This window comes from Streptomyces sp. NPDC031225 (genome assembly GCF_055570355.1).
This window is the reverse complement of sequence record NZ_JBVIHJ010000016.1, coordinates 14,445-33,726: the sequence shown is the minus strand read 5'-3', so window position 1 is coordinate 33,726 and position 19,282 is coordinate 14,445. Positions and strand designations below refer to the sequence as shown.

Annotated in this window: 19 protein-coding genes; 13 read left to right on the top strand and 6 right to left on the bottom strand. The window is 69.5% G+C overall.

Annotated features, from left to right (window positions below):
- Positions 1 to 49: 49 nt before the first annotated feature.
- Positions 50 to 1,609, bottom strand: a complete 1,560-nt coding sequence (locus ACZ48Z_RS26020) for a carboxylesterase/lipase family protein (protein WP_468738289.1) — start codon at positions 1,607 to 1,609, stop codon at positions 50 to 52.
- 133 nt (positions 1,610 to 1,742) lie between these two features.
- Here ACZ48Z_RS26020 and ACZ48Z_RS26015 point away from each other — a divergent pair, with 133 nt between their 5' ends.
- A complete protein-coding gene (locus ACZ48Z_RS26015; protein ID WP_468738288.1) occupies positions 1,743 to 2,336 on the top strand; it encodes a TetR/AcrR family transcriptional regulator in 594 nt (197 codons plus the stop codon).
- A 334-nt stretch (positions 2,337 to 2,670) separates the two neighbouring features.
- Here the strand turns inward: ACZ48Z_RS26015 and ACZ48Z_RS26010 are convergent, their stop codons facing one another.
- The 3 genes from ACZ48Z_RS26010 to ACZ48Z_RS26000 form a co-directional block, all read right to left on the bottom strand.
- A complete protein-coding gene (locus ACZ48Z_RS26010) occupies positions 2,671 to 2,844 on the bottom strand; it encodes a hypothetical protein (protein WP_468738287.1) in 174 nt (57 codons plus the stop codon).
- Positions 2,845 to 2,956: 112 nt separating this feature from the next.
- The gene (locus tag ACZ48Z_RS26005; RefSeq protein ID WP_468738286.1) at positions 2,957 to 3,628 is read right to left on the bottom strand and encodes a hypothetical protein; all 672 of its coding nucleotides are present in this window, start codon (positions 3,626 to 3,628) and stop codon (positions 2,957 to 2,959) included.
- Positions 3,625 to 4,245 (bottom strand): RNA polymerase sigma factor, encoded by a 621-nt coding sequence (locus tag ACZ48Z_RS26000; RefSeq protein WP_468738285.1) that lies wholly within the window; start codon positions 4,243 to 4,245, stop codon positions 3,625 to 3,627. Before ACZ48Z_RS26000 ends, ACZ48Z_RS26005 begins: the two co-directional genes overlap by 4 nt.
- Before the next feature lie 679 nt (positions 4,246 to 4,924).
- Here ACZ48Z_RS26000 and ACZ48Z_RS25995 point away from each other — a divergent pair.
- The 6 genes from ACZ48Z_RS25995 to ACZ48Z_RS25970 all read left to right on the top strand — a co-directional run bounded on the left by ACZ48Z_RS25995 (position 4,925) and on the right by ACZ48Z_RS25970 (position 12,259).
- On the top strand, positions 4,925 to 5,497 hold the full coding sequence (locus ACZ48Z_RS25995; protein ID WP_468738284.1) for a PadR family transcriptional regulator: 573 nt from the start codon (positions 4,925 to 4,927) through the stop codon (positions 5,495 to 5,497).
- A gap of 98 nt (positions 5,498 to 5,595) precedes the next feature.
- Positions 5,596 to 7,320 (top strand): acyl-CoA dehydrogenase family protein, encoded by a 1,725-nt coding sequence (locus tag ACZ48Z_RS25990; RefSeq protein ID WP_468738283.1) that lies wholly within the window; start codon positions 5,596 to 5,598, stop codon positions 7,318 to 7,320.
- A gap of 247 nt (positions 7,321 to 7,567) precedes the next feature.
- Positions 7,568 to 7,993 carry a hypothetical protein gene (locus ACZ48Z_RS25985; RefSeq protein ID WP_468738282.1) on the top strand — a complete coding sequence of 142 codons (426 nt, stop codon included), beginning with the start codon at positions 7,568 to 7,570 and terminating at the stop codon, positions 7,991 to 7,993.
- Positions 7,994 to 8,021: 28 nt separating this feature from the next.
- The gene (locus ACZ48Z_RS25980) at positions 8,022 to 8,417 is read left to right on the top strand and encodes a hypothetical protein (protein ID WP_468738281.1); all 396 of its coding nucleotides are present in this window, start codon (positions 8,022 to 8,024) and stop codon (positions 8,415 to 8,417) included.
- Between the two features lie 206 nt (positions 8,418 to 8,623).
- On the top strand, positions 8,624 to 10,711 hold the full coding sequence (gene ligA, locus ACZ48Z_RS25975) for an NAD-dependent DNA ligase LigA (RefSeq protein WP_468738280.1): 2,088 nt from the start codon (positions 8,624 to 8,626) through the stop codon (positions 10,709 to 10,711).
- A gap of 696 nt (positions 10,712 to 11,407) precedes the next feature.
- Entirely contained in the window at positions 11,408 to 12,259 is an 852-nt protein-coding gene (locus ACZ48Z_RS25970) for a hypothetical protein (RefSeq protein ID WP_468738279.1), read from the top strand.
- A 22-nt stretch (positions 12,260 to 12,281) separates the two neighbouring features.
- On the opposite strand, the gene ACZ48Z_RS25965 is transcribed toward ACZ48Z_RS25970, so the two are convergent.
- A complete protein-coding gene (locus ACZ48Z_RS25965; protein ID WP_468738278.1) occupies positions 12,282 to 13,250 on the bottom strand; it encodes a GlxA family transcriptional regulator in 969 nt (322 codons plus the stop codon).
- Between the two features lie 135 nt (positions 13,251 to 13,385).
- Between ACZ48Z_RS25965 and ACZ48Z_RS25960 the strand changes: the two genes are divergently transcribed.
- The 6 genes from ACZ48Z_RS25960 (at position 13,386) to ACZ48Z_RS25935 (ending at position 18,803) form a co-directional block, all read left to right on the top strand.
- Positions 13,386 to 14,024 carry an HD domain-containing protein gene (locus tag ACZ48Z_RS25960; RefSeq protein WP_468738277.1) on the top strand — a complete coding sequence of 213 codons (639 nt, stop codon included), beginning with the start codon at positions 13,386 to 13,388 and terminating at the stop codon, positions 14,022 to 14,024.
- Between the two features lie 207 nt (positions 14,025 to 14,231).
- Positions 14,232 to 15,152: an NADP-dependent oxidoreductase gene (locus ACZ48Z_RS25955; RefSeq protein WP_468738276.1), complete on the top strand. Its 921-nt coding sequence runs from the start codon at positions 14,232 to 14,234 to the stop codon at positions 15,150 to 15,152.
- A 186-nt stretch (positions 15,153 to 15,338) separates the two neighbouring features.
- Positions 15,339 to 16,169, top strand: coding sequence for an MEDS domain-containing protein (locus tag ACZ48Z_RS25950; protein WP_468738275.1), 831 nt, complete (start codon positions 15,339 to 15,341; stop codon positions 16,167 to 16,169).
- Positions 16,166 to 17,134, top strand: a complete 969-nt coding sequence (locus tag ACZ48Z_RS25945; RefSeq protein ID WP_468738274.1) for an anti-sigma factor RsbA family regulatory protein — start codon at positions 16,166 to 16,168, stop codon at positions 17,132 to 17,134. The genes ACZ48Z_RS25950 and ACZ48Z_RS25945 overlap by 4 nt, the downstream gene beginning before the upstream one ends.
- Positions 17,135 to 17,321: 187 nt before the next feature.
- Entirely contained in the window at positions 17,322 to 18,488 is a 1,167-nt protein-coding gene (locus ACZ48Z_RS25940; RefSeq protein WP_468738273.1) for a phospholipase D-like domain-containing protein, read from the top strand.
- Between the two features lie 147 nt (positions 18,489 to 18,635).
- Positions 18,636 to 18,803 (top strand): hypothetical protein, encoded by a 168-nt coding sequence (locus tag ACZ48Z_RS25935; RefSeq protein ID WP_468738272.1) that lies wholly within the window; start codon positions 18,636 to 18,638, stop codon positions 18,801 to 18,803.
- A 255-nt stretch (positions 18,804 to 19,058) separates the two neighbouring features.
- Here the strand turns inward: ACZ48Z_RS25935 and ACZ48Z_RS25930 are convergent, their stop codons facing one another.
- Positions 19,059 to 19,229 (bottom strand): hydrophobic protein, encoded by a 171-nt coding sequence (locus ACZ48Z_RS25930; RefSeq protein ID WP_468738271.1) that lies wholly within the window; start codon positions 19,227 to 19,229, stop codon positions 19,059 to 19,061.
- Positions 19,230 to 19,282 lie beyond the last annotated feature (53 nt).

Below are 19,282 nucleotides of genomic sequence, written 5' to 3'. Positions count from 1 at the left end.
CCGAGGGGTTCGTTCGTACGGTCCGCGGGGGTTGTGCAGATCATGGGCGTCAGGAGGTGCGCGACCAGAAGGCGCAGCGGTGTTCGGCCGCCGCGTCCACGCCGGAGAACGTGTTCCGGGCCAGCTGCTGGGTGTGCGGGAACGGCGGCCAGTTGTCGCCCGGCGTGCCCGTTCTGGCGAACGTCGTCCACGCGGTGATCATGCGTCGGGAGAGGGCGGACTGCCCGTCGTCGAGGCGGAGGTCGCCCATGCCGAACAGGTAGGGCAGCTCCGCGCTGTGGTAGGCGCCCAGCGGGAAGTCGGGGCGGAGGTCGGGTGCGGGTGGGTGGCGGTCGGCGAACTCGTAGCTGTAGACCGGAACATGCCTGGCCAGCAGCCGGTCCGCGGCCAGAGTGGGGCACACCCAGCTGCGGTCGGTGCCGACCTTGGCCCAGGCCAGTGCGGGCGTGGCACCGGGCGGGTACAGGCTGGCGATGCGGGCCGCTTGGCGCCTGCCGTAGGTCTCGGTGAGCAGGTGGTGGTAGTCCGCTGTCGTCATCGGCTCGTCCAGCGTGAACAGGGCGGCAAACAGCCGGTGTTCGTCACGGGTGTTGCCCTGTAGGACGGGCACGCGGTGGACGTTGCCGGCGGCGAGCGCGTGGGCCGGCGAGTGGGGCAGGACGCTCGTCCCGTAGGCGGGCTGGTGGAAGCGCCCGTTGAGGGACAGCACGTCCTTGGTGGACCTGGCGCGCAGGCACTTCAGGCTGGGGCAGCCCAGAGCGCCGCGGCCCTTGGCGGCCAGCTTGTCCTGGGGAGCGAAATAGGTGGCGGCCGGGTCGCCGGGCGCGAGCGTGTTCTTGGGCCAGTTCTGCAGGCAGGAGCCGCTTTGGATGACCGCGCGGTGGAAGAGTCCGGCGGCCTTGGGCGAGGTGAGCTGGGCGCATACGCTCGCGCCTCCGGAGGACTCGCCCATGAGCGTGACATTGCCTGGGTCCCCGCCGAACGCGGCGGCGTTGTCCCGTACCCAGCGCAGCGCCGCCTGCTGGTCCTGCAGGCCGAAGGCCCCGGAGTCGGGAAGGTCCGGATGGGCGAAGAAGCCCAGGGCGCCCAGGCGCGAGTTGACCGTCACGACCGTGACGTCGCCCTGCCGGGCCATCCGGGTGGCGTCGTACTGATCCCCGGAGCCCGAGCTGAAAGCCCCGCCGTGCAACCAGACCACGACCGGCCGCGAGGCCGCGCGGCCCGGTCCGTCAGCGGGAGTGGTGACGTTGAGGTACAGGCAGTCCTCCGCGGAGTCCGCCACCTCGGGCTGCGCACAGGCCGGTCCGGGCTCGGCCGCCGTCCGCGTGCCGGTCCAGGTCGGTGGCGCGGCCGGGGGTTGCCAGCGCAGCGGGCCGACCGGAGGCGCCGCGTAGGGGATGCCCTGATAGGTGGTGACGCCGTGGGCGGTCACCCCCTCCAAGCGGCCCTGGCGCGTACGAACGGTGTCCGATCGGTTCGCGGGGTGTTGCCCGTGCGGGTGCTGCCCGGCCGTCGCCGGCGAGGTCTGCACCGCATCCGCTGTGCCCATCACCGCGACGAGGAGGGCCGCGCCCAGTGCGGCACCGGCATTGGAGCGTCGCTTCGCCATGGTCCAGCCCTCCCCCGCTTGCCGCTCTGAGGCGTGCAGGCAGTCCATCGTTGCAATACGTTCGTATCGTAAAAGCGAGATTAGGCTGATCCGCCCAGGAAGGCAACCACCAGGAAGGCAGGTGCCCGTCGACGTGCCGCGACAGGTAGACCACAAGGCCCGCCGGGACCAGATCGCCGAGGCGCTGCTCGACATCGTCGCCGACCATGGACTTGAAGCGATCTCCGTGCGGGCCGTGGCGGCACAGGCGGGCGTCTCAGCCGGGCGCATCCAGCACTACTTCGCCAACAAGGACGAACTGCTCGCCTATGCGATCGAGTACCAGGACTGGCTGGTCCAGCAGCGGTGGAACGAGCAGGCATGGCCCGAGGGCGAGCCCACCCCCCGGGAGGCGCTGCGCTGGGTGCTGCTGGAGACCATCCCCAGGGACGACCGGCGCCGCCGCGAGTGGCTCGTCGGCGTCGCCTACCTCATCCGCATGCTGGCCAACCCCAAGCTGCGAGCCCTGTACGTCGACGGACTGCCCCGCCTCTACGAGCTCCTCGCCGACCTCGTCCGCACGGCCCAGGAAGCCGGCGATATCCCGCCGGACCGCGACCCCGACATGGAAGCGGAACTGCTCTTCGGCCTCGCCGACTCACAGGGTCCACCCGTCGTCCTGGGCCTGCGCACCCCCGAACAGGCCACCGCCGCCATCGACTACTACCTTGACCATCTCTTCCGGTGACTGCCGGCGGCGGGGCATTCATCATGCCCATGGCAATCCTGCGCGCCGCATGGGAATGACCGTCTTGTGAACCCATCGCCTTTGGTGACGAGGGCGCTGTCGCCGACGGCGAGGACAGGAGCGCGCATGCCCCGCCGAGCGGCATCCCGCAACGGGCTCGATCACCCGGGAAGGTGCGCCCTTCGCGTCCAACCAGGGTCCGATCCACAGGTCTTGAGCATTGCTCCCGCAAGTGCCCCTCTCCGGACTGGGCCGCGTGGACGGTCCCCGAGGGCCGCAGGGACCGCCCGTGAGGTGGACGCTCGGATTTTGACCGGCACCGCTCGCGCATCCCTCACATCTGGCGTTCGACCCACATGAAGAACAGGCCGACCGCTCCCGTGCCCGCGCCGTAACAGGCGCCGCGCAGCAGCTGGTTGAGGGCGGTGCGCCGACGTCGTGCGAGCCACGTCAAGGCGGTGCGGAGTCGTTCGCGTCCCGGGCGGGACGGGTGGGGGTTGGCGTGCATGACGGAAGTCCCTTTCTGCGAGGCGTCCTGACGGGGAGTCCGTCCGGCCGTGGCCCGAGAACCGGTGACCGGCGACGGACTCCCCTTCACTGGGTCCTGCTGGGCCCGAAGGTCAGCGGCCCTCGGCGAACTCAGCCAGCCGGTCAACGAGTTGGCGGTCGGGCCGGGCGACGATGACGGAGGAGTGCGGGGTACGAGCCGCGAGCCGGTCGACCTCGCTCTCCAGGCGCCCGGTCGGCGCGTGCGCGCCACAGCCGTTGGCGCGCACGTACCGGGCGAAGATCTCCAGGCCGTCGAGGAAGGCGGCGTCCGGCGGGGCGGTGTCGGCCATGGAGTGGGTGAGCTGGTGGAACCAGTGCCGTGCCCGCCTGGACTCGCCCTCGCACAGGTGGTGCAGGTGCAGGCAGTAGGCGGCGGCGCGGCTGCCTGCGCCGGCAGCGAGCTGCCACCAGAACTGTGCGGATTCGGGGTGTCCGGTCAGGGACAGCAGGCAGGCGAAGACGAGTGCGCCGTCGACGTCGAGTTCGTCCTCGGTCAGCGCCCCGCGGTCCGGGCCTTCGGCGATCTTCGCGACATGGGCGGCGGCGTCGGGTTCGTTGAGGACCCAGCGGCACACCACGGCGAGGCGTTGTCCGGCCTGGGCGGCGCGAGTGACCTCGGTGGCCGCGGTACGGCGGGAGGCGTCGGCGGCCAGGCGGCGCAGGCCCGCGGCGACGTCGGTGCCGCGGCGCGGGGTGATCGGGAGGCGGGCGCCTTCCAGGAGGGTGTCGATGGGGGCGGTCATGCTCCGGCTCCCTTCTGTTTGGGCTTCTTGGGGGTCTCGGGCAGGCCGAGCTTGACGCGCAGGCGTTCCTTGGCGCGGCGCAGGTGGTGGCCGACGGTGCGGTCGTCGATGCCGATGTACCAGGCGACTTTCGCGGTCGGATAGCCCAGTACGTAGCGCAGCACGATCACCTCGAACTGGCGGTCGGGCAGCTCGGCGATCGCCTCGTACAGTCCGCTGCTCGACTCCATCTTGTGCAGCTTGTCGCGGGCCGTGACCAGCGCCGTGTCGAGGGCCTGGGCGATGGGTCCGTTGATGACGAACGCCGGCCCCCGGCCCTCACGGTCCAGGCGGTTGTGGACGACCCGCCGCACGATCGCCCACGCGCCCTGTTCGAGGTTGCCCGCGCTCAGCAGTTGCGACCAGCCGGCGTGGATCTCCAGGAAGACCTCGTGAATGACCTCCTCCGCGGTCTCCCGGACACCGAAGTGGACCTCCGCATAGGCGTGGAAGGGCTCCTGGTGTCCTAGGTAGAAGGCCTCGAAGTCCAGCGGCAGGTCCAAAGGCACGAACATCGACTGCGTCAGCCCGGCGCCGTACTCCGCCGATGCGCCCTCGGGAGTGTCGTCGTACCTCACGTGCAGCTCCTGTCGGCAGGGGACATGAGCAAAGATCCTCTCCATCGAGGCAATTCAGGGACCCGGCGCCAACTCTCATGCGCCGACAGGCTGTTGGGCCTGTCCCCTAGCTAAGTGATGTGCGGGGCGGAACACTCACGTCCCCTTGAAAAATCCGTGCACCATGGCCCCGGGAAGGCGCTGTGCAGGCTTCAACAAGCAGCGCTAGTCACCCTACGTAGCCCTCTGGCCAGGCGTAACCCACTTGAGCGATACGGCGAACACGCCTGCGCATGCCTTCGTGTTCTGCATCACATCCCCCACGTCACCCCGCGCGCACACCGAGCCCATCCCGCACCGGCCCCGCCCCGCGCACCCGTCTCACCTGCACCGCACCGGCCCCACCAGTTGATCTGCCTGCCACACGAGCAAGGGGACGGCTGTCCGGCGACCGGCCCGAGGCCCGGTGATCATCGCGCCGGCAGGGCCGCATCACGATCCTCCGGGCCTCCTTTCCGGAGGGGCGACAGGGAACCGTCGAACCAACACACGGTCACCGACACGCCCGCCCTGCGGGTCACTCAGCCCCGGGAAGACGCGGGGTCGTGAGGCCGATGCAAGTCCACGTCCGGGGTGAGCCGCGTCGCATCGGAGCCGAGGGGACTTGCTATGCAACAAGTTGCATAGCACGATCGTCGCCATGGCGCTCGAACACGCGATCTTGGTATCGCTCCTGGAGAAGCCGGGATCCGGCTACGAGCTGGCCCGGCGTTTCGAGCGGTCCATCGGATACTTCTGGACCGCGACCCACCAGCAGATCTATCGCGTGCTCAAGCGCATGGAGAACGACGGCTGGGTCGACGCCCGTGATGTCCCGCAGCAAGGCCGGCCGGACAAGAAGGAGTACTCCGTCGCCGACCTCGGCCGGGCCGCTCTGTCGTCGTGGTTGCACGATCCCATCGAGCCGGAGAGCGTTCGTCACGACCTGGCGGTGAAGATCCGGGGCGCCGCCTTCGACGACCCTGCCGCCCTGATCCGCGAGGTGGAACGGCACCGGCAGGCGCACCGCGACCGGTTGGCGCACTATCTCGCGGGTCAGAAGCGGGACTTCACGGGCCCCGAAGCGAGCGCGGCCGCCGCGGACGCACCCCTCGACGCCGAGCGAGAGCTCCAGCACGCCGTACTGCGCGGCGGCATCGCATACGAGCAGATGATGACCGCCTGGCTGGACGACGTGCTCGCGACGCTGGCCCGGTTCGACCCGGTCCGCTGACCGCCACCGCACCAGCCGGCCACCCCTCCCCTACGGCTCCCGCAGCCGCCGTATCTCCCCATTCCCCTCCGTCCACCAGCCGAAAGGGCCCCCTCACCATGGCGGACCACCTGCTCTTCAACCCGCGCACCTACGACCCCGCGCACTTCGACCCCGAGACGCGCCGCTTGCTGCGTGCCACCGTCGACTGGTTCGAGGAGCGGGGGAAGCGGCAGCTGATCGAGGACTACCGCACCCGCGCGTGGCTCGGCGACTTCCTGGCCTTCGCCGCGAAGGAGAACCTGTTCGCGACCTTCCTGACGCCTTCCTCAGCCGCCGGGGAGGGGGAGCAGGACAAGCGGTGGGACACCGCCCGCATCGCCGCGCTCAACGAGATCCTCGGCTTCTACGGCCTGGACTACTGGTACGCCTGGCAGGTCACCATCCTCGGTCTCGGCCCGGTCTGGCAGAGCGACAACACCGCCGCCCGCGCCCGCGCCGCACAACTCCTCGCCCAGGGTGAGGTGTTCGCGTTCGGACTGTCCGAGAAGGCCCACGGCGCCGACATCTACTCCACCGACATGCTCCTGGAGCCCGACGGCGACGGCGGCTTCCGCGCCACCGGTTCCAAGTACTACATCGGCAACGGCAACGCCGCCGGACTCGTCTCCGTCTTCGGCCGCCGTACCGACGTCGAGGGACCCGACGGCTATGTGTTCTTCGCCGCCGACAGCCGTCATCCGGCCTACCACCTGGTCAAGAACGTCGTGGACTCGTCCAAGTTCGTCAGCGAGTTCCGCCTGGAGGACTATCCCGTAACGGCCGAGGACGTCCTGCACACCGGCCGCGCGGCCTTCGACGCCGCCCTCAACACGGTCAACGTCGGCAAGTTCAACCTGTGCACCGCCTCGATCGGCATCTGCGAACACGCGATGTACGAGGCCGTCACCCACGCGAGCAACCGCATCCTGTACGGCCGCCCCGTCACCGCCTTCCCGCATGTACGGCGCGAGCTGACCGACGCCTACGTCAGGCTCGTCGGCATGAAGCTGTTCAGCGACCGCGCCGTCGACTACTTCCGCTCCGCCGGCCCCGACGACCGCCGCTACCTGCTCTTCAACCCGATGACGAAGATGAAGGTGACCACGGAAGGCGAGAAGGTCATCGACCTGATGTGGGACGTGATCGCCGCCAAGGGCTTCGAGAAGGACAACTACTTCAGCCAGGCGGCGGTGGAGATCCGCGGTCTTCCGAAGCTGGAGGGCACGGTCCACGTCAACCTGGCCCTGATCCTGAAGTTCCTGCGCAACCATCTCCTCGACCCGGCCGACTACCCCGGGGTGCCGACCCGCCTCGACGCGGCCGACGACGACTTCCTCTTCCGGCAGGGGCCGGCCCGCGGCCTGGGCTCGGTGCGCTTCCACGACTGGCGCCCGGCCTTCGCGGCGTACGCCCATCTGCCCAACGTCGCCCGCCTGCGCGAACAGGCCGACGCGCTCTGCGAGTTCGTCGCCACAGCCGCCCCCGACGCGGAGCAGAGCCGTGACCTCGATCTGCTCCTCGCGATCGGACAGCTCTTCGCGCTCGTGGTGCACGCACAGCTCGTCCTGGAGCAGGCCGAGCTGACCGGACTCGACGAGGACGTACTCGACGAGCTCTTCGGCGTCCTCGTGCGGGACTTCTGCGGGCACGCCGTCGAACTGCACGGCAAGGACTCGGCGACCGAACAGCAGCAGGCGTGGGCGATCGCTGCACTCCGACGGCCGGTCGTCGACGAGGCGCGCACGGAGCGGGTCTGGCAACGAGTCGAGGCGTTGTCCGGCGCGTACGAGATGGCCCCGTAGGAACACCGTACGTCTCACCGGTGGCTGCGCCTCAGGGGCCTGGCCACCGGTCCGACGGGACACTGCGCAGCATTTCCGACGGTGGTGACATCGAGGGCTGGCAGCGGGTGGCGAGGAAGCGGGCAGGCCGCCCCAGGGGCGTACCGCTGTCGGTCCCGGGACCTTTCGACGGTCATCGAAATGCTTGTCGCCGCCTGTGGGCCAACCTAAGTTGAGGCGGCGTCAAAACGGCTGTTTGGAAGGGCACATGGAGATGCTGAAGCAATTGGGCGAAAGGCTCACGTCCCGTCGCGCCGCCGCGTCGATCGGCGCACTGGCTCTGGCCGCGGCCGCGGTGGGCGCGACCGCCACACCGGCGTCGGCCGCGGGCTGGGCCTGCGACCACGACGGGCACACCGTGTGGTGCGCGTCGGTGACCGGCATCTCTGCCGGGTCCTACCTGGCCTCCCACAACGGGCCGACCTACGGCTCGGGCACGACCGGGCACCGCTACCACAACGGTGACACCATGATGCTGGCCTGCTGGACCACGGGGGACGGCGACGCGGACGGCCACGGTGACCGCTACTGGTTCGCGCTCGACTTCGACAGCGACAGCGGCTACATCAACGACTGGTACGTGACGACCGGGTCACCGTCCCAATGGCAGCCGCATGTACCCCGGTGCCTCTGAGAAACCCCCCATCGTCAGGAGCCTCCGCATGCGTCGCGTCCTTCCAGCACTGCTGGCCTGTCTGGGGCTGGCCACATCCGTGACCCTCGCCGCCTCGACGGCCGCGTCCGCCGCACCCGCGTCCCCGGCGTCTGTACAGACCATCGCCTGCAGTTCGGGTTATGTCTGCATCTACAAAGGCGACATCTGGGACGGCGGTTCCAATCACCCGAAGGTCTACAACCTCTATTACTACGGCACGTACAACGTGCAGAACCTCGTCGGTGAATACACCGTGGTGAACTGCCAGACCGGCGGCGCACGCGTGCAGGGATGGACCGGATACAACGCCACGGGGAGCGTTGCCTGGGACATCGGCAACAACTGCTCCGGGGGTCTGTGGACAGACCTCACGCCGACGAACTCCGTACGGCTGTACGCCTGACCTTCGCCTGGCGCAGCGGCTGGAGCGCCTCCTGCAACGCCCTCGCCTCACTGCTGCGCCCCTCGGCCGTACCGGACGCCAGTGTCATGGTCGCCAAAACCGTCACTCCGCGCCCAGGCACGGACCCCGCGGAATCGCCGGAAGCCGCGTCCTGCCCCGCTGCCGTCGGCGGGCCGTTGTCAGTGGTGGGAGGCAGGATGACAGCCATGACCACACCCACTGCTCAGATCGTGGATGCCGCCGCCTACGCGCAGGCGGTCGAGGATGCCGTGAAGGCCGCGGCCGCCTACTACGCGGGCGGCACCTCACCGCTGGACGACGACGCCTACGACCAGTTGGTGCGCGGCATCGCCGCGTGGGAAGCCGACCATCGGGACGAGGTCCTGCCCGACTCGCCGACCGGGAAGGTGGCCGGCGGGGCCGTGGAGGGCGATGTCCCGCACACGGTGGCGATGCTGAGCCTGGACAACGTGTTCTCCCCGGAGGAGTTCACCGCCTGGACCGCGTCGCTGTCCCGCCGCGTCGGTCACGAGGTGGAGCAGTTCAGTGTCGAGGCGAAGCTGGACGGCCTCGCGGTCGCCGCGCGTTACACCCGTGGCCATCTCACCCGGCTGATCACCCGTGGTGACGGCACAGCCGGGGAGGACGTCAGCCATGCCATCGGGACCATGGAAGGGCTGCCCCTCGATCTGGCCGAGCCGGTCACAGTGGAGTTGCGCGGCGAGATCCTGATGACCACCGCCCAGTTCGAGCACGCCAACGAGGTGCGCACCGAACACGGCGGTCAGCCGTTCGCGAATCCGCGTGGCGCCTCGGCGGGCACGCTACGGGCCAAGGATCGCGACTACACGGTGCCGATGACCTTCTTCGGCTACGGCCTGCTGCCCCTGCCCGACACCGATACGGCGCTCGCCGTACGGCTGGGCGAAGCCGCGCACAGCGAGCTGATGGCCCAGGCTGCCGCCTACGGCGTGAACACCACCGCCACCAGCGCGGTGCCCGGCATCACGGCCACCGGCGTCGAGCAGGTCCTGGCCCGGGTGCGGGAGATCACCGCACTGCGCGCGGACCTGCCGTTCGGCATCGACGGAGTCGTCGTCAAAGCCGACCTGGCCGCCGACCAGCAGGCGGCCGGAGCGGGGTCGCGGGCCCCGCGCTGGGCTGTCGCCTACAAGCTGCCCGCCGTCGAGAAGATCACCCGGCTGCTCGCAGTGGAGTGGAACGTCGGCCGCACCGGCATCATCGCCCCCCGCGCCGTCCTGGAACCGGTCGTCATCGACGGCGCCACCATCACCTACGCCACCCTGCACAACCCGGCCGACATCACCCGCCGCGATCTTCGCCTGGGCGACCACGTCATGGTCCATCGGGCCGGCGACGTCATCCCCCGCGTCGAGGCCCCTGTCGCGCACCTGCGCACCGGTGACGAACAGCCGATCGTCTTCCCGGAGGCGTGCCCGCGCTGCGGGTCCGGCATCGACACGAGTGAGCAGCGCTGGCGGTGCGAGAACGGCCGCAACTGCCACCTGGTAGCCGCCCTGTCCTACGCCGCCGGCCGCGACCAGCTCGACATCGAAGGCCTCGGCGCCACCCGCGTCGTCCAGCTCGTCGACGCCGGCCTGGTCGCCGATCTCGCCGACCTGTTCACCCTCACCCGCGAGCAGCTGCTGGGTCTGGAGCGGATGGGCGCGACCAGCACCGACAACCTCCTGGCGGCGATCGCCGCGGCTCGGAGCCAGCCGTTGTCCCGGGTGCTGTGCGCCCTCGGCGTACGGGGCACCGGCCGCTCCATGTCCCGCCGGATCGCCCGGTACTTCGCCACGATGGACAACATCCGTGCCGCCGACGCGGAGGAGATGCAGCAGGTCGAGGGCATCGGCACCGAGAAGGCCCCCTCCATCGTGGCCGAACTCGCCGAACTGGCCCCGCTCATCGACAAACTCGCCGCCGCCGGGGTCAACATGACCGAACCCGGCGCCACCCCGCCCGCCCCCACGCCTGTCGACGCCGACGGCAGCGCGGAAGGTGCGGCGACGGCGGACGGGCCGCTGGCCGGAATGACGGTGGTCGTGACCGGTGCGATGACCGGCGTCCTGGAAAAGCTCAGCCGCAACCAGATGAACGAACTCATCGAACGGGCCGGGGGCCGTTCCTCCTCCAGCGTCTCCCGCAAGACCACCCTGGTCGTCGCCGGCGAAGGCGCCGGATCCAAGCGCACCAAGGCCGAGGACCTCGGTATCCGGCTGGCCGCACCGAACGAATTCGCCGCCCTCATCGCCGACTTCATCGAGTAGCCCCGCGAGGCCGTCCCGGGACGCCCGGACGGTCGAAGTGCAGACGGCACGCTGCCCGGAAAAAAAGGGGGCAGCGCGCCGTCGTGACTCGCTCCGCCCCTCCGCGGGCGCCGTGCCCGCCATTGCCGCCCCCCTCTTGCCATCGAACCCAGCGCGACGGAATCCATGTGCGACTCTGCGTGCCTGAACGACCTCGGCGACGCGAACCTGCGCACCCGGACCCTGCGATTCTCGACCCTCCTTGCAGCCGACCTCCAGGGCCGGCTCGCCTGGGCGGGCGAGGGTGAACTGGACACGGAGTCCGTCGGCGAGGAGACGGAGTTCTTCTGCCGGCGAGCGCTGAGCACGTCCACACTGTCTGCACCAGGCTTCGGGACGGCCTCGCGGCGGGCCTTTCGCACAACTTGCGTAGGGAACTGCGTGATTCCACGGATGCCGCACCATCCCCTGTGGCGCGTACTGTCCCGCTGTGGTCCATGCCCTTCAACCTGCACAGCCTCGGGTTTCTCGACGGCCCGCCCGTCCGCAGTGCCCCCGTCGGCACCAACCGGCCGCGGCAGCCGTGCCGCGGGACGCCCGCGGCCGGCGCAGGAGAGGCATCTTTGCTGGTTTTCCACAGGGTTTGAGCATTGGCCACTTCAACGGGCCCGGCCGGCACGGCAGTTCGGCGGGCCTCTTCATACCAGGGGTAATCACATGCGTATACGTGTCACAGCAGCCGTGTTCTCCGCCGCCGTCATTGCGTCCACGCTCGCTCTTCCGGCGACCGCGCAGGCGGCGGAGGGTTCGGGCGCTCGGGTGAGCCTCAGCGGTTTCGGCGCGAAGACGGTCCGTCCGGCGGACTCGCTCGGCAGCATGAAGTTCTCGAAGGCTGTCATCAACGGCGGCAAGGACATCGTCCTGGGCGTCACGACCAAGAAGACCGTCACCGTCACGTACGTCGCCACCAGTTCGAGCGGGGTCGCGCTCACGCAGGCCTTCCTCTGGCAGGGCACGGACAGCTCCAGCACGGACACCATCACCGGTTCCCTGGGCCCCGACGACGATCCCACGTGCGTCGAGTCCACGTCCCAGACCGGTGTCTACGCCTGCACAGCCGTCTTCCACATCAACGCGGCGTCCGATTTCAAGAACAACGGTGTCGCCGGGACCTGGAAGCTGTTCCTCGGCGGCTACGACCTTTACGCGAATGCCAGTTACGACGACAACGTCACCACCACCAAAATCAAGAGGGCCTCTCAACTGACCGTCAACGCCACCCCGGAGCCGGTGAAGAAGGGGAAGACCATCACCGTCGTCGGCACCCTGAAGCGGGCCAACTGGACCAACGGCAAGAACGCCGGCTACCCGGGGCAGAAGGTGTCGCTGCAGTACCGCAAGAAGGGCAGCCAGACCTACACCACCCTCAAGTCGGTCACCACCGGCGCCGGCGGCGCGCTCAAGTCCACCACCAAGGCAACGGCCGACGGCTACTACCGCTACTCGTTCGCGACCAACACCACCACCGGCGGATCCTCGGCGCCCGGCGACTACGTCGACGTCAAGTAGCCTCCGCCACACAGCCAGGCCGCTACGCGGGACGGCGTGCGGTGGTGAAGCGGCGCTGGTAGGCGGCGGGGCTGATGGACATCTCCCGCGCGAAGACACGGCGGAGACTCTCGTAACTCGGGAAGCCCGCCAACGACGCCGCCTGCGTCGCGGTGTGTCCCTGGTCGAGCAGCGCCTTCGCGAGGTCGAGCCGGATCGACTCGACGTAGCGGGCCGGTGTGGTGCCCAGCTCCTCCCGGAACAGCCTCGTGAGGTGACGCGTACTGACGTTGAGGGCCGTGGCCAGTTCGGCGAGCGAGTAGTTCCCGGCGGGATCCGCCGTGACCAGGTCGACGACCCTGCGCAGGGCGGCCGACCGGGGCGGCGGGCCCTGCAGGGACGCGGAGAACTGCGACTGGCCGCCCGCCCGTTGCAGGTAGACCACCAGGGAGCGAGCCACCTCCCGGCTGACCTCGGGGCCGTGATCCTCCTCGACGAGGGCCAGCGCGAGGTCGATGCCCGCGGTGACTCCGGCCGAGGTGTAGACGGTGCCGTCGCGCACGTAGATGGCGTCGGGTTCGACACGGGTCTTCGGGTGCCGGGCGGCGAGTTCGGCCGCGATCTTCCAGTGGGTGGTCGCCCGTCTGCCGTCCAGAAGGCCGGTCGCTCCGAGGACGAAGGCACCCGAGCACACCGAGGCGACCCGGCCGGAACGGGCCGCCAGCTCCCTGGTGGCATCGACCAGGTCGCGCGTGACAGGAACTCTGGGATACACGTCTCCGCCAGGCATCAGGAACGTGTCGGGGTCCGGTTGTGTGGCGGCACTGCCGTCGACGGCGATCCGCATCCCGATCGAGGAGGCGACGTCGGCACCCGTCGTCGACACCAGGGCGATCCGGTAGTCCGCACCGAGAAGATTCGCTTCCCCGAACACTTCGGCGGGGCCGACGACGTCGAGGAGTTTGACCCGGTCGTAGACGAGGATCGCCACCCGGTGCATGCCGGAGCTCACAGATCCGTCCCGCGATGACCGGATTCGAGGGGTTCCTGGCCGGACCGAGGCGGCGCGGTGGCCCCCGGGGTCGGCATCGTGGAGTACGGACGCACGCTCCACTCGCGGCACATCACACCGGAAAGCACGGACACCATGACCGACATCATCGCAGGGGTGGAAATCCCCGAAACCTCGGCTGTCGCGGAGGCCACGGAGTTTCTCCGCGAGAATACGAATCCGCTGATCTTCCACCACTCCCGGCGGGTATTCCTCTTCGGTTCACTCCATGCGCGTGCGCTGGAGCTCCAGCCCGATCCCGAGCTGCTCTACATCTCGGCGATGTTCCATGACGTGGGTCTTCTGATCCCGTTCTCCGGGACGCAGCAGCGTTTCGAGCTGGACGGAGCCGACCACGCGAGGAAGTTCCTGCGCGACCGCGGATTCTCCCGGAGTGCCGCCGAGGCCGTCTGGACGGCGATCGCGCTCCACACCACACCGGGGCTTCCCGGCCGGATGGGCCCCGAGACGGCTGCCACGAACCACGGCGTGCTGACCGACGCGGTCGGCTGGGGGCTGGACAGGCTGTCCGGCGACCAGGTGGACGACATCGTCGCCGCTCATCCACGTGGCGCGTTCAAGAAGGAGTTCCTGCAGGCATTCGTCGACGGCCTCAAAGACCGCCCGGACACCGCGTACGGGACCGTCAACGCGGACGTCCTGGAACACTTCGTTCCCGGATACCGCCGTACGTCCATGGTCGAGCGCATCATGGACGCTCCCTGGCCCCAGTGACCGGCAGAGAGCGAGCCGATACGCCCGCTCCGTTCCCGTCGTCCACGCCGTACACGTCGGCGGCCGTGCCGCGCGGGCCCCTGGCGCCAGCGGTCGCCGCCCGGCACTGATCCACGCGGCCCGGTCACCCACCGACAGACCGTGGAACGGCTCCCCCCGAAGAGCGACCGACGCTCATTCCACACCGCGACACGAAAGGAAATGCTCGTGCGAGCCATCACTGTCCGCAACCGTGAGGCCGGAGTCGCGGGACTGACCCCGGAGGACCTCCCCCAGCCCCACGCCGCCGAGAACGACGTCATCGTGCGGGTGCACGCCGCGGGCTTCACCCGGGGGGAGCTCGACTGGCCCGCCACCTGGACCGACCGCGCCGGCCGCGACCGCACCCCGAGCGTGCCCGGCCACGAGGTCTCGGGGGTGGTGACGGAGCTCGGCTACGGCACGAGGGGCCTCACCGTCGGCCAGCGGGTCTTCGGGCTGACCGACTGGACCCGCGACGGTTCGCTGGCCGAGTACGTCGCCGTCGAAGCCCGCAACCTCGCCCCGCTCCCCGCCGACATCGATCACACGGTGGCAGCCGCACTGCCGATCTCCGGACTGACTGCGTGGCAGGGCCTGTTCGACCACGCACATCTTGTCGCCGGCCAGACCACGTTGATCCACGGTGCGGCCGGCGGTGTCGGCTCGATCGCGGTGCAGCTCGCCCGCGAAGCGGGTGCCCGTGTGATCGCCACGGGCCGGGCCCCCGACCGGGAGACCGTCCTCGGCCTGGGGGCGCACGCGTTCCTCGACCTGGAGGCCGACCGCTTGGAGGACGCGGGACAGGCCGACGTCGTGTTCGACGTGATCGGCGGCGACATCCTCGACCGGTCGGCGTCGCTCGTGCGGGCCGGCGGCACGCTCGTCACCATCGCCCACCCTCCCACCGTGCGGCCCGCTGACGGGCGAGCCCTCTTCTTCGTCGTGGAACCGGACCGCGCACGTCTCGCCGTTCTCGCCCAGCGCCTGCGGGACGGCCGGCTCCGGGTGCGGGTCGGCGCGGTGCGACCGCTGGCAGAGGCGGCGGCCGCCTTCAGTCCACGGGAGCGCGTCCCCGGCCGCACGATCATCCGGATCACCGAGGACTGACGGCGCGAGGGCGCACTGATCGAGCAGGACAACGGGTCGGGGCCGTCCTGCCCCGACACCCTGACCGTCCGGGCGACGGAACAGGGAGGGACGGATCCTTCCGCTGTTGCAGGCCCGTGACCTGGGCGATCTCCATACGGCTTAACGATCTTCTGTTCGGACCAGTACCCTCAGTGTCCGGGGCGGGTGAGAAGGTCGGAAGGGGACCAGGTGAGGGCGGCGCGGACGCTGGCTACGTTCGACGAATTCGAGCTCGGGGACCACGTCTGCTGGCACACGGACTCAGCCGCCGCTACCCCGCCCGACGTGCTCGCCTACGTGGCCGACGGCGCTCTTTACGGCGACAAGATCGTGGTCGTCGGCTCCGCCGGCGCCGTCTCCGGTCTGACCCGTGACGCGGTGCCGTCCGCCTCGGTGATTCTCGACCTTCCCCGCGTCGCGGACCTCGACTCCTTCCTGGCCGCGGTGCGCCGGGAAGCCCGTACCGCGGCCCGGGAGGGCTACCGGGCGGTGCGCGTGCTGACCGAGCGGGTGCCTGCGACAGCGCCCAGCGGGACCGAGGACCTGCTGGCACAGGAGCTGAAGCTCGACGAGTTCGCCTCGGAGAGCAACGCCATCGTGCTGTGCGCCTTCCAGCCGTCGCAGTGGGACGCGCCTACGCTGGAACATGTGGCAGGTGTGCACCCGCACGAGATGGGCAGACGCGCTGAACGTCCGGCTTTCCGGATGTACAGCACGGGGGCCGACAGCTGGAGTGTTGACGGAGTGATCGACTCGGAGTGCGCGGACGCGTTCAACATCGCGGTACGCACGGCGGTCCGGTTCTCACCCAAGGTGAAGCTGCGCTTCGACACCCTGGACATGATCGATGCCGCTGGTATGCACGCCCTGGTCGACGCAGCCCGTCACCTGCCGGACCGCCGGATCGTCGTGGAAGGCGCCAACGAGACCGTGCGCCTGTGCTGGGACCTCGCAGGCTACGCGGCCCCCGGCCTGCCGGTGGTGATGGCCGCATGACCTCGCTCTCTTCCCCGACGCCGTCCGGACAGGCCCAGCCGTTCTTCCGTCACGAGCTCTACCCCTACCGCGGCGACGCGCAGTTCCTGTCCGGGACACTGGGATACATCCACGAGGCCCTGGAAGGCGGGGAGGCCGTGGTCGTCGCCGTCCCGTCGGACAAGGTGTCACTCCTGCGCGACGAACTCACCGACGAGCCCGCCGTCACCTTCGTCGACACCACGGCGCTCGGCCCCAACCCCGGCCGGCTCGTCGGCGCCTGGGTGGCGTGGCTGGAGGAGCGCGGTGCGGGCAACAGGCCGGTACGGGGCATCGGGGAGACGGCTTGGCGCGAGGCCCGCAACGCCGCGCACCTCTCCGAGCTGCGCTACCACGAGTGGCTCCTGAACCGGGCCTTCGCCCGCAGCTCCGCCTGGTCGATGCTGTGCCCCTACGACGATGCCGACGACGACCAGAGCGCCCTGCAGTCGTTGTCCCGCTGCCACCCGCTGATCCGCCAGGACAGCCACTACGTCCGCAACCAGGGCTACCTCACCGCCGACGCATACCCCTTCGACGCCCTGAACCCCCCGTGCGATCCCTTCCAGGAACTGAGCTACACACATGGCGACCTGGCCGCGATCCGCGCGAAGGTCACCCAGTGCGCATCGGACGCGGGCATCCGGGAGGAACAGCGGCAGAAGCTGGCCGTCGCCGTCACGGAGATCGCCACGAACAGCATCCGGCACGGCGGGGGCAGCGGGACCCTGCGCACCTGGACCCAGGACTCGACGTTCCTGTGCGAGTTCCGCGACGCCGGCTACATCGCCGACGTGATGGTCGGCCGTGCCCGCCCCACCACAGACCAGATCGGCGGCCGCGGCCTGTGGCTGGTCCACCAGCTCTGCGACCTGGTCGAGATCCGCTCCACCCGGGATGACGGCACCACCATCCGCCTCCACATGAACGTGCCTCACCACAGCTGACGGTCAGCCATGCGGTGCGGGCCGTCCCCTTCGGCTTCGGCACCGCCGTCGGCTGGAGTGCCGCGGCGGCGACCGGGAATGCGGTTGTTCGGGCTCACGCAGCAGCCCTGATGTTCCTTCTTCATGGCCCAGTTGGAGATTCGGCGTGACACTCGGCGGTAGACCTGCACCCTCTGCTCGCGACACCGTGCCCGACACGGAGGCGCGCAAGCAGCGCCTACGGCGTCGCCTTGAGCGGCTCATCGGCGTGGCCGCCACCGAAGGCAACGCCTTGGTGCCCCTGCGCAACGGGGATGAGATCTTCCCCGCGATGCTCGGGGCGATCCGTTCGGCTCGGCACACCATCGACATGATGACGTTCGTGTACTGGCGGGGCCAGGTGGCCCACGACATCGCCGCCACCCTGGCCGACCGCGCCCGCGCGGGAGTGCGGGTACGCCTGCTGCTCGACGGCTTCGGCGCCAAGGAGATCGAGCGGCAGTTGCTGGACCTCATGAGCTGCGCGGGCGTACAGGTGGCCTGGTTCCGCAGACCAGCGTGGCTGTCGCCGTTCAAGCAGAATCACCGCTGCCACCGCAAGGCTCTCATCGTCGACGAGCACACCGCGTTCACCGGCGGCGTCGGCATCGCCGAGGAATGGTGCGGCGATGCGCGCAACCCGGCCGAATGGCGGGACACCCACGTCCAGGTCCGCGGTCCGGCCGTCGACGGCATCGCGGCCGCGTTCGCGCAGAACTGGGCGGAGTGCCACGACGAACTCTTCGACGACCGCGACCGCTTCACGGAACACCAGCAAGCCGGATCATCGGTGGTCCAGGTCGTCCGCGGCTCCGCGAGCATCGGCTGGCAGGACCTGCAGACCCTCATCCGGGTCATGCTCAGTTCCGCCGAGGAACGTTTCCGGCTGGCCACCGCCTACTTCGCTCCGGACACCTATTTCATCGACCTGCTGTGCGAGACCGCTCGTCGGGGCGTGAGCGTCGAGATCCTGTTGCCGGGCCCGCACACCGACCAGCGCGCCTGTCAGTTGGCCGGTCAACACCACTACACGCGCCTGCTGCAGGCGGGTGTGCACATCCGTCAGTACCAGCCGACGATGATGCACACCAAGATCATCACCGTTGACAAGGTCGCTTCCCTCATCGGATCCACCAATTTCAACCGTCGGTCCATGGACCACGACGAAGAGGTGATGCTCGCCGTACTCGACGAGGAGTTCACTGCGACACTCGACGCGGATTACGAAGCGGATCTGAAGCGCAGTGTGGACATAGATCCCACCCGGTGGAGACGGCGGGCGGTGCTGCAACGCGCAAAGGAAGTCGCCGTCACCCCGATCCGGCACTTCCTGTGACCGAACGGCACCCCTGACACGAGTGTGAATCCCAGCGAGGAATCGCATCGGGACCGGTACAAGTGTCGAGTGACAGAACCACTTGCTCCCCACCCGGATGCCGTCGCCGCGAGGTCGGGTCGGTGGACCAGGCAGTCAGCGGGTGCGATGTTCGCCGCCGTCGCAGCGTTCACCATCACCCGTGACGCCGTGTTCGGATTCTTCAGCCACAGGCTGCCCGAATACGCGTACACGTCTACGACCCTCGCGGGAGTCGCCGTGGCGGCTGTCGCCTACGGTCTTGCCACGTTGTGGCTCAGGCGGTTGCCCCAGTAGGGCTCGCGGCACCGCGTCCGCGGCAGGGGTGCACCGGCAGCGGACTTCGGCGACGCCGGGGGCGGGTGCAGGGCAGGAGGTCGCGCGGGTTCCGTCGCGCGTGCCCGCACCCGCCCCCGGCTGCAACCCGCCTACCCCTGCTGCCGTTTGTGACTCCTATGGGCGGTATGCCTTCTCCTCGCGGCACCGCACGCGCCCGGGGCCCGGCCGTCAAGACGGCCGGGCCCCGGGATGCACCTGCACGTGCCGGTCAGATCACCATCGGTACCAGCGGCCCCGGCCACCACCGGCTGTGGTGGAACGCATGACGAAGCCGAGAAGCCACAGCACCAGGACGGCGACTGCAACCCACCAGAGAATCTTGACGGCGAAGCCCGCCCCGAAGAGGAGCAGCGCGAGAAGCAGAACTATCAGCAGGGGAACCATGTTTATCGACCTCCTGCACGTCCGTCTGCCCGGCAATTCCAGCGCCATTCACC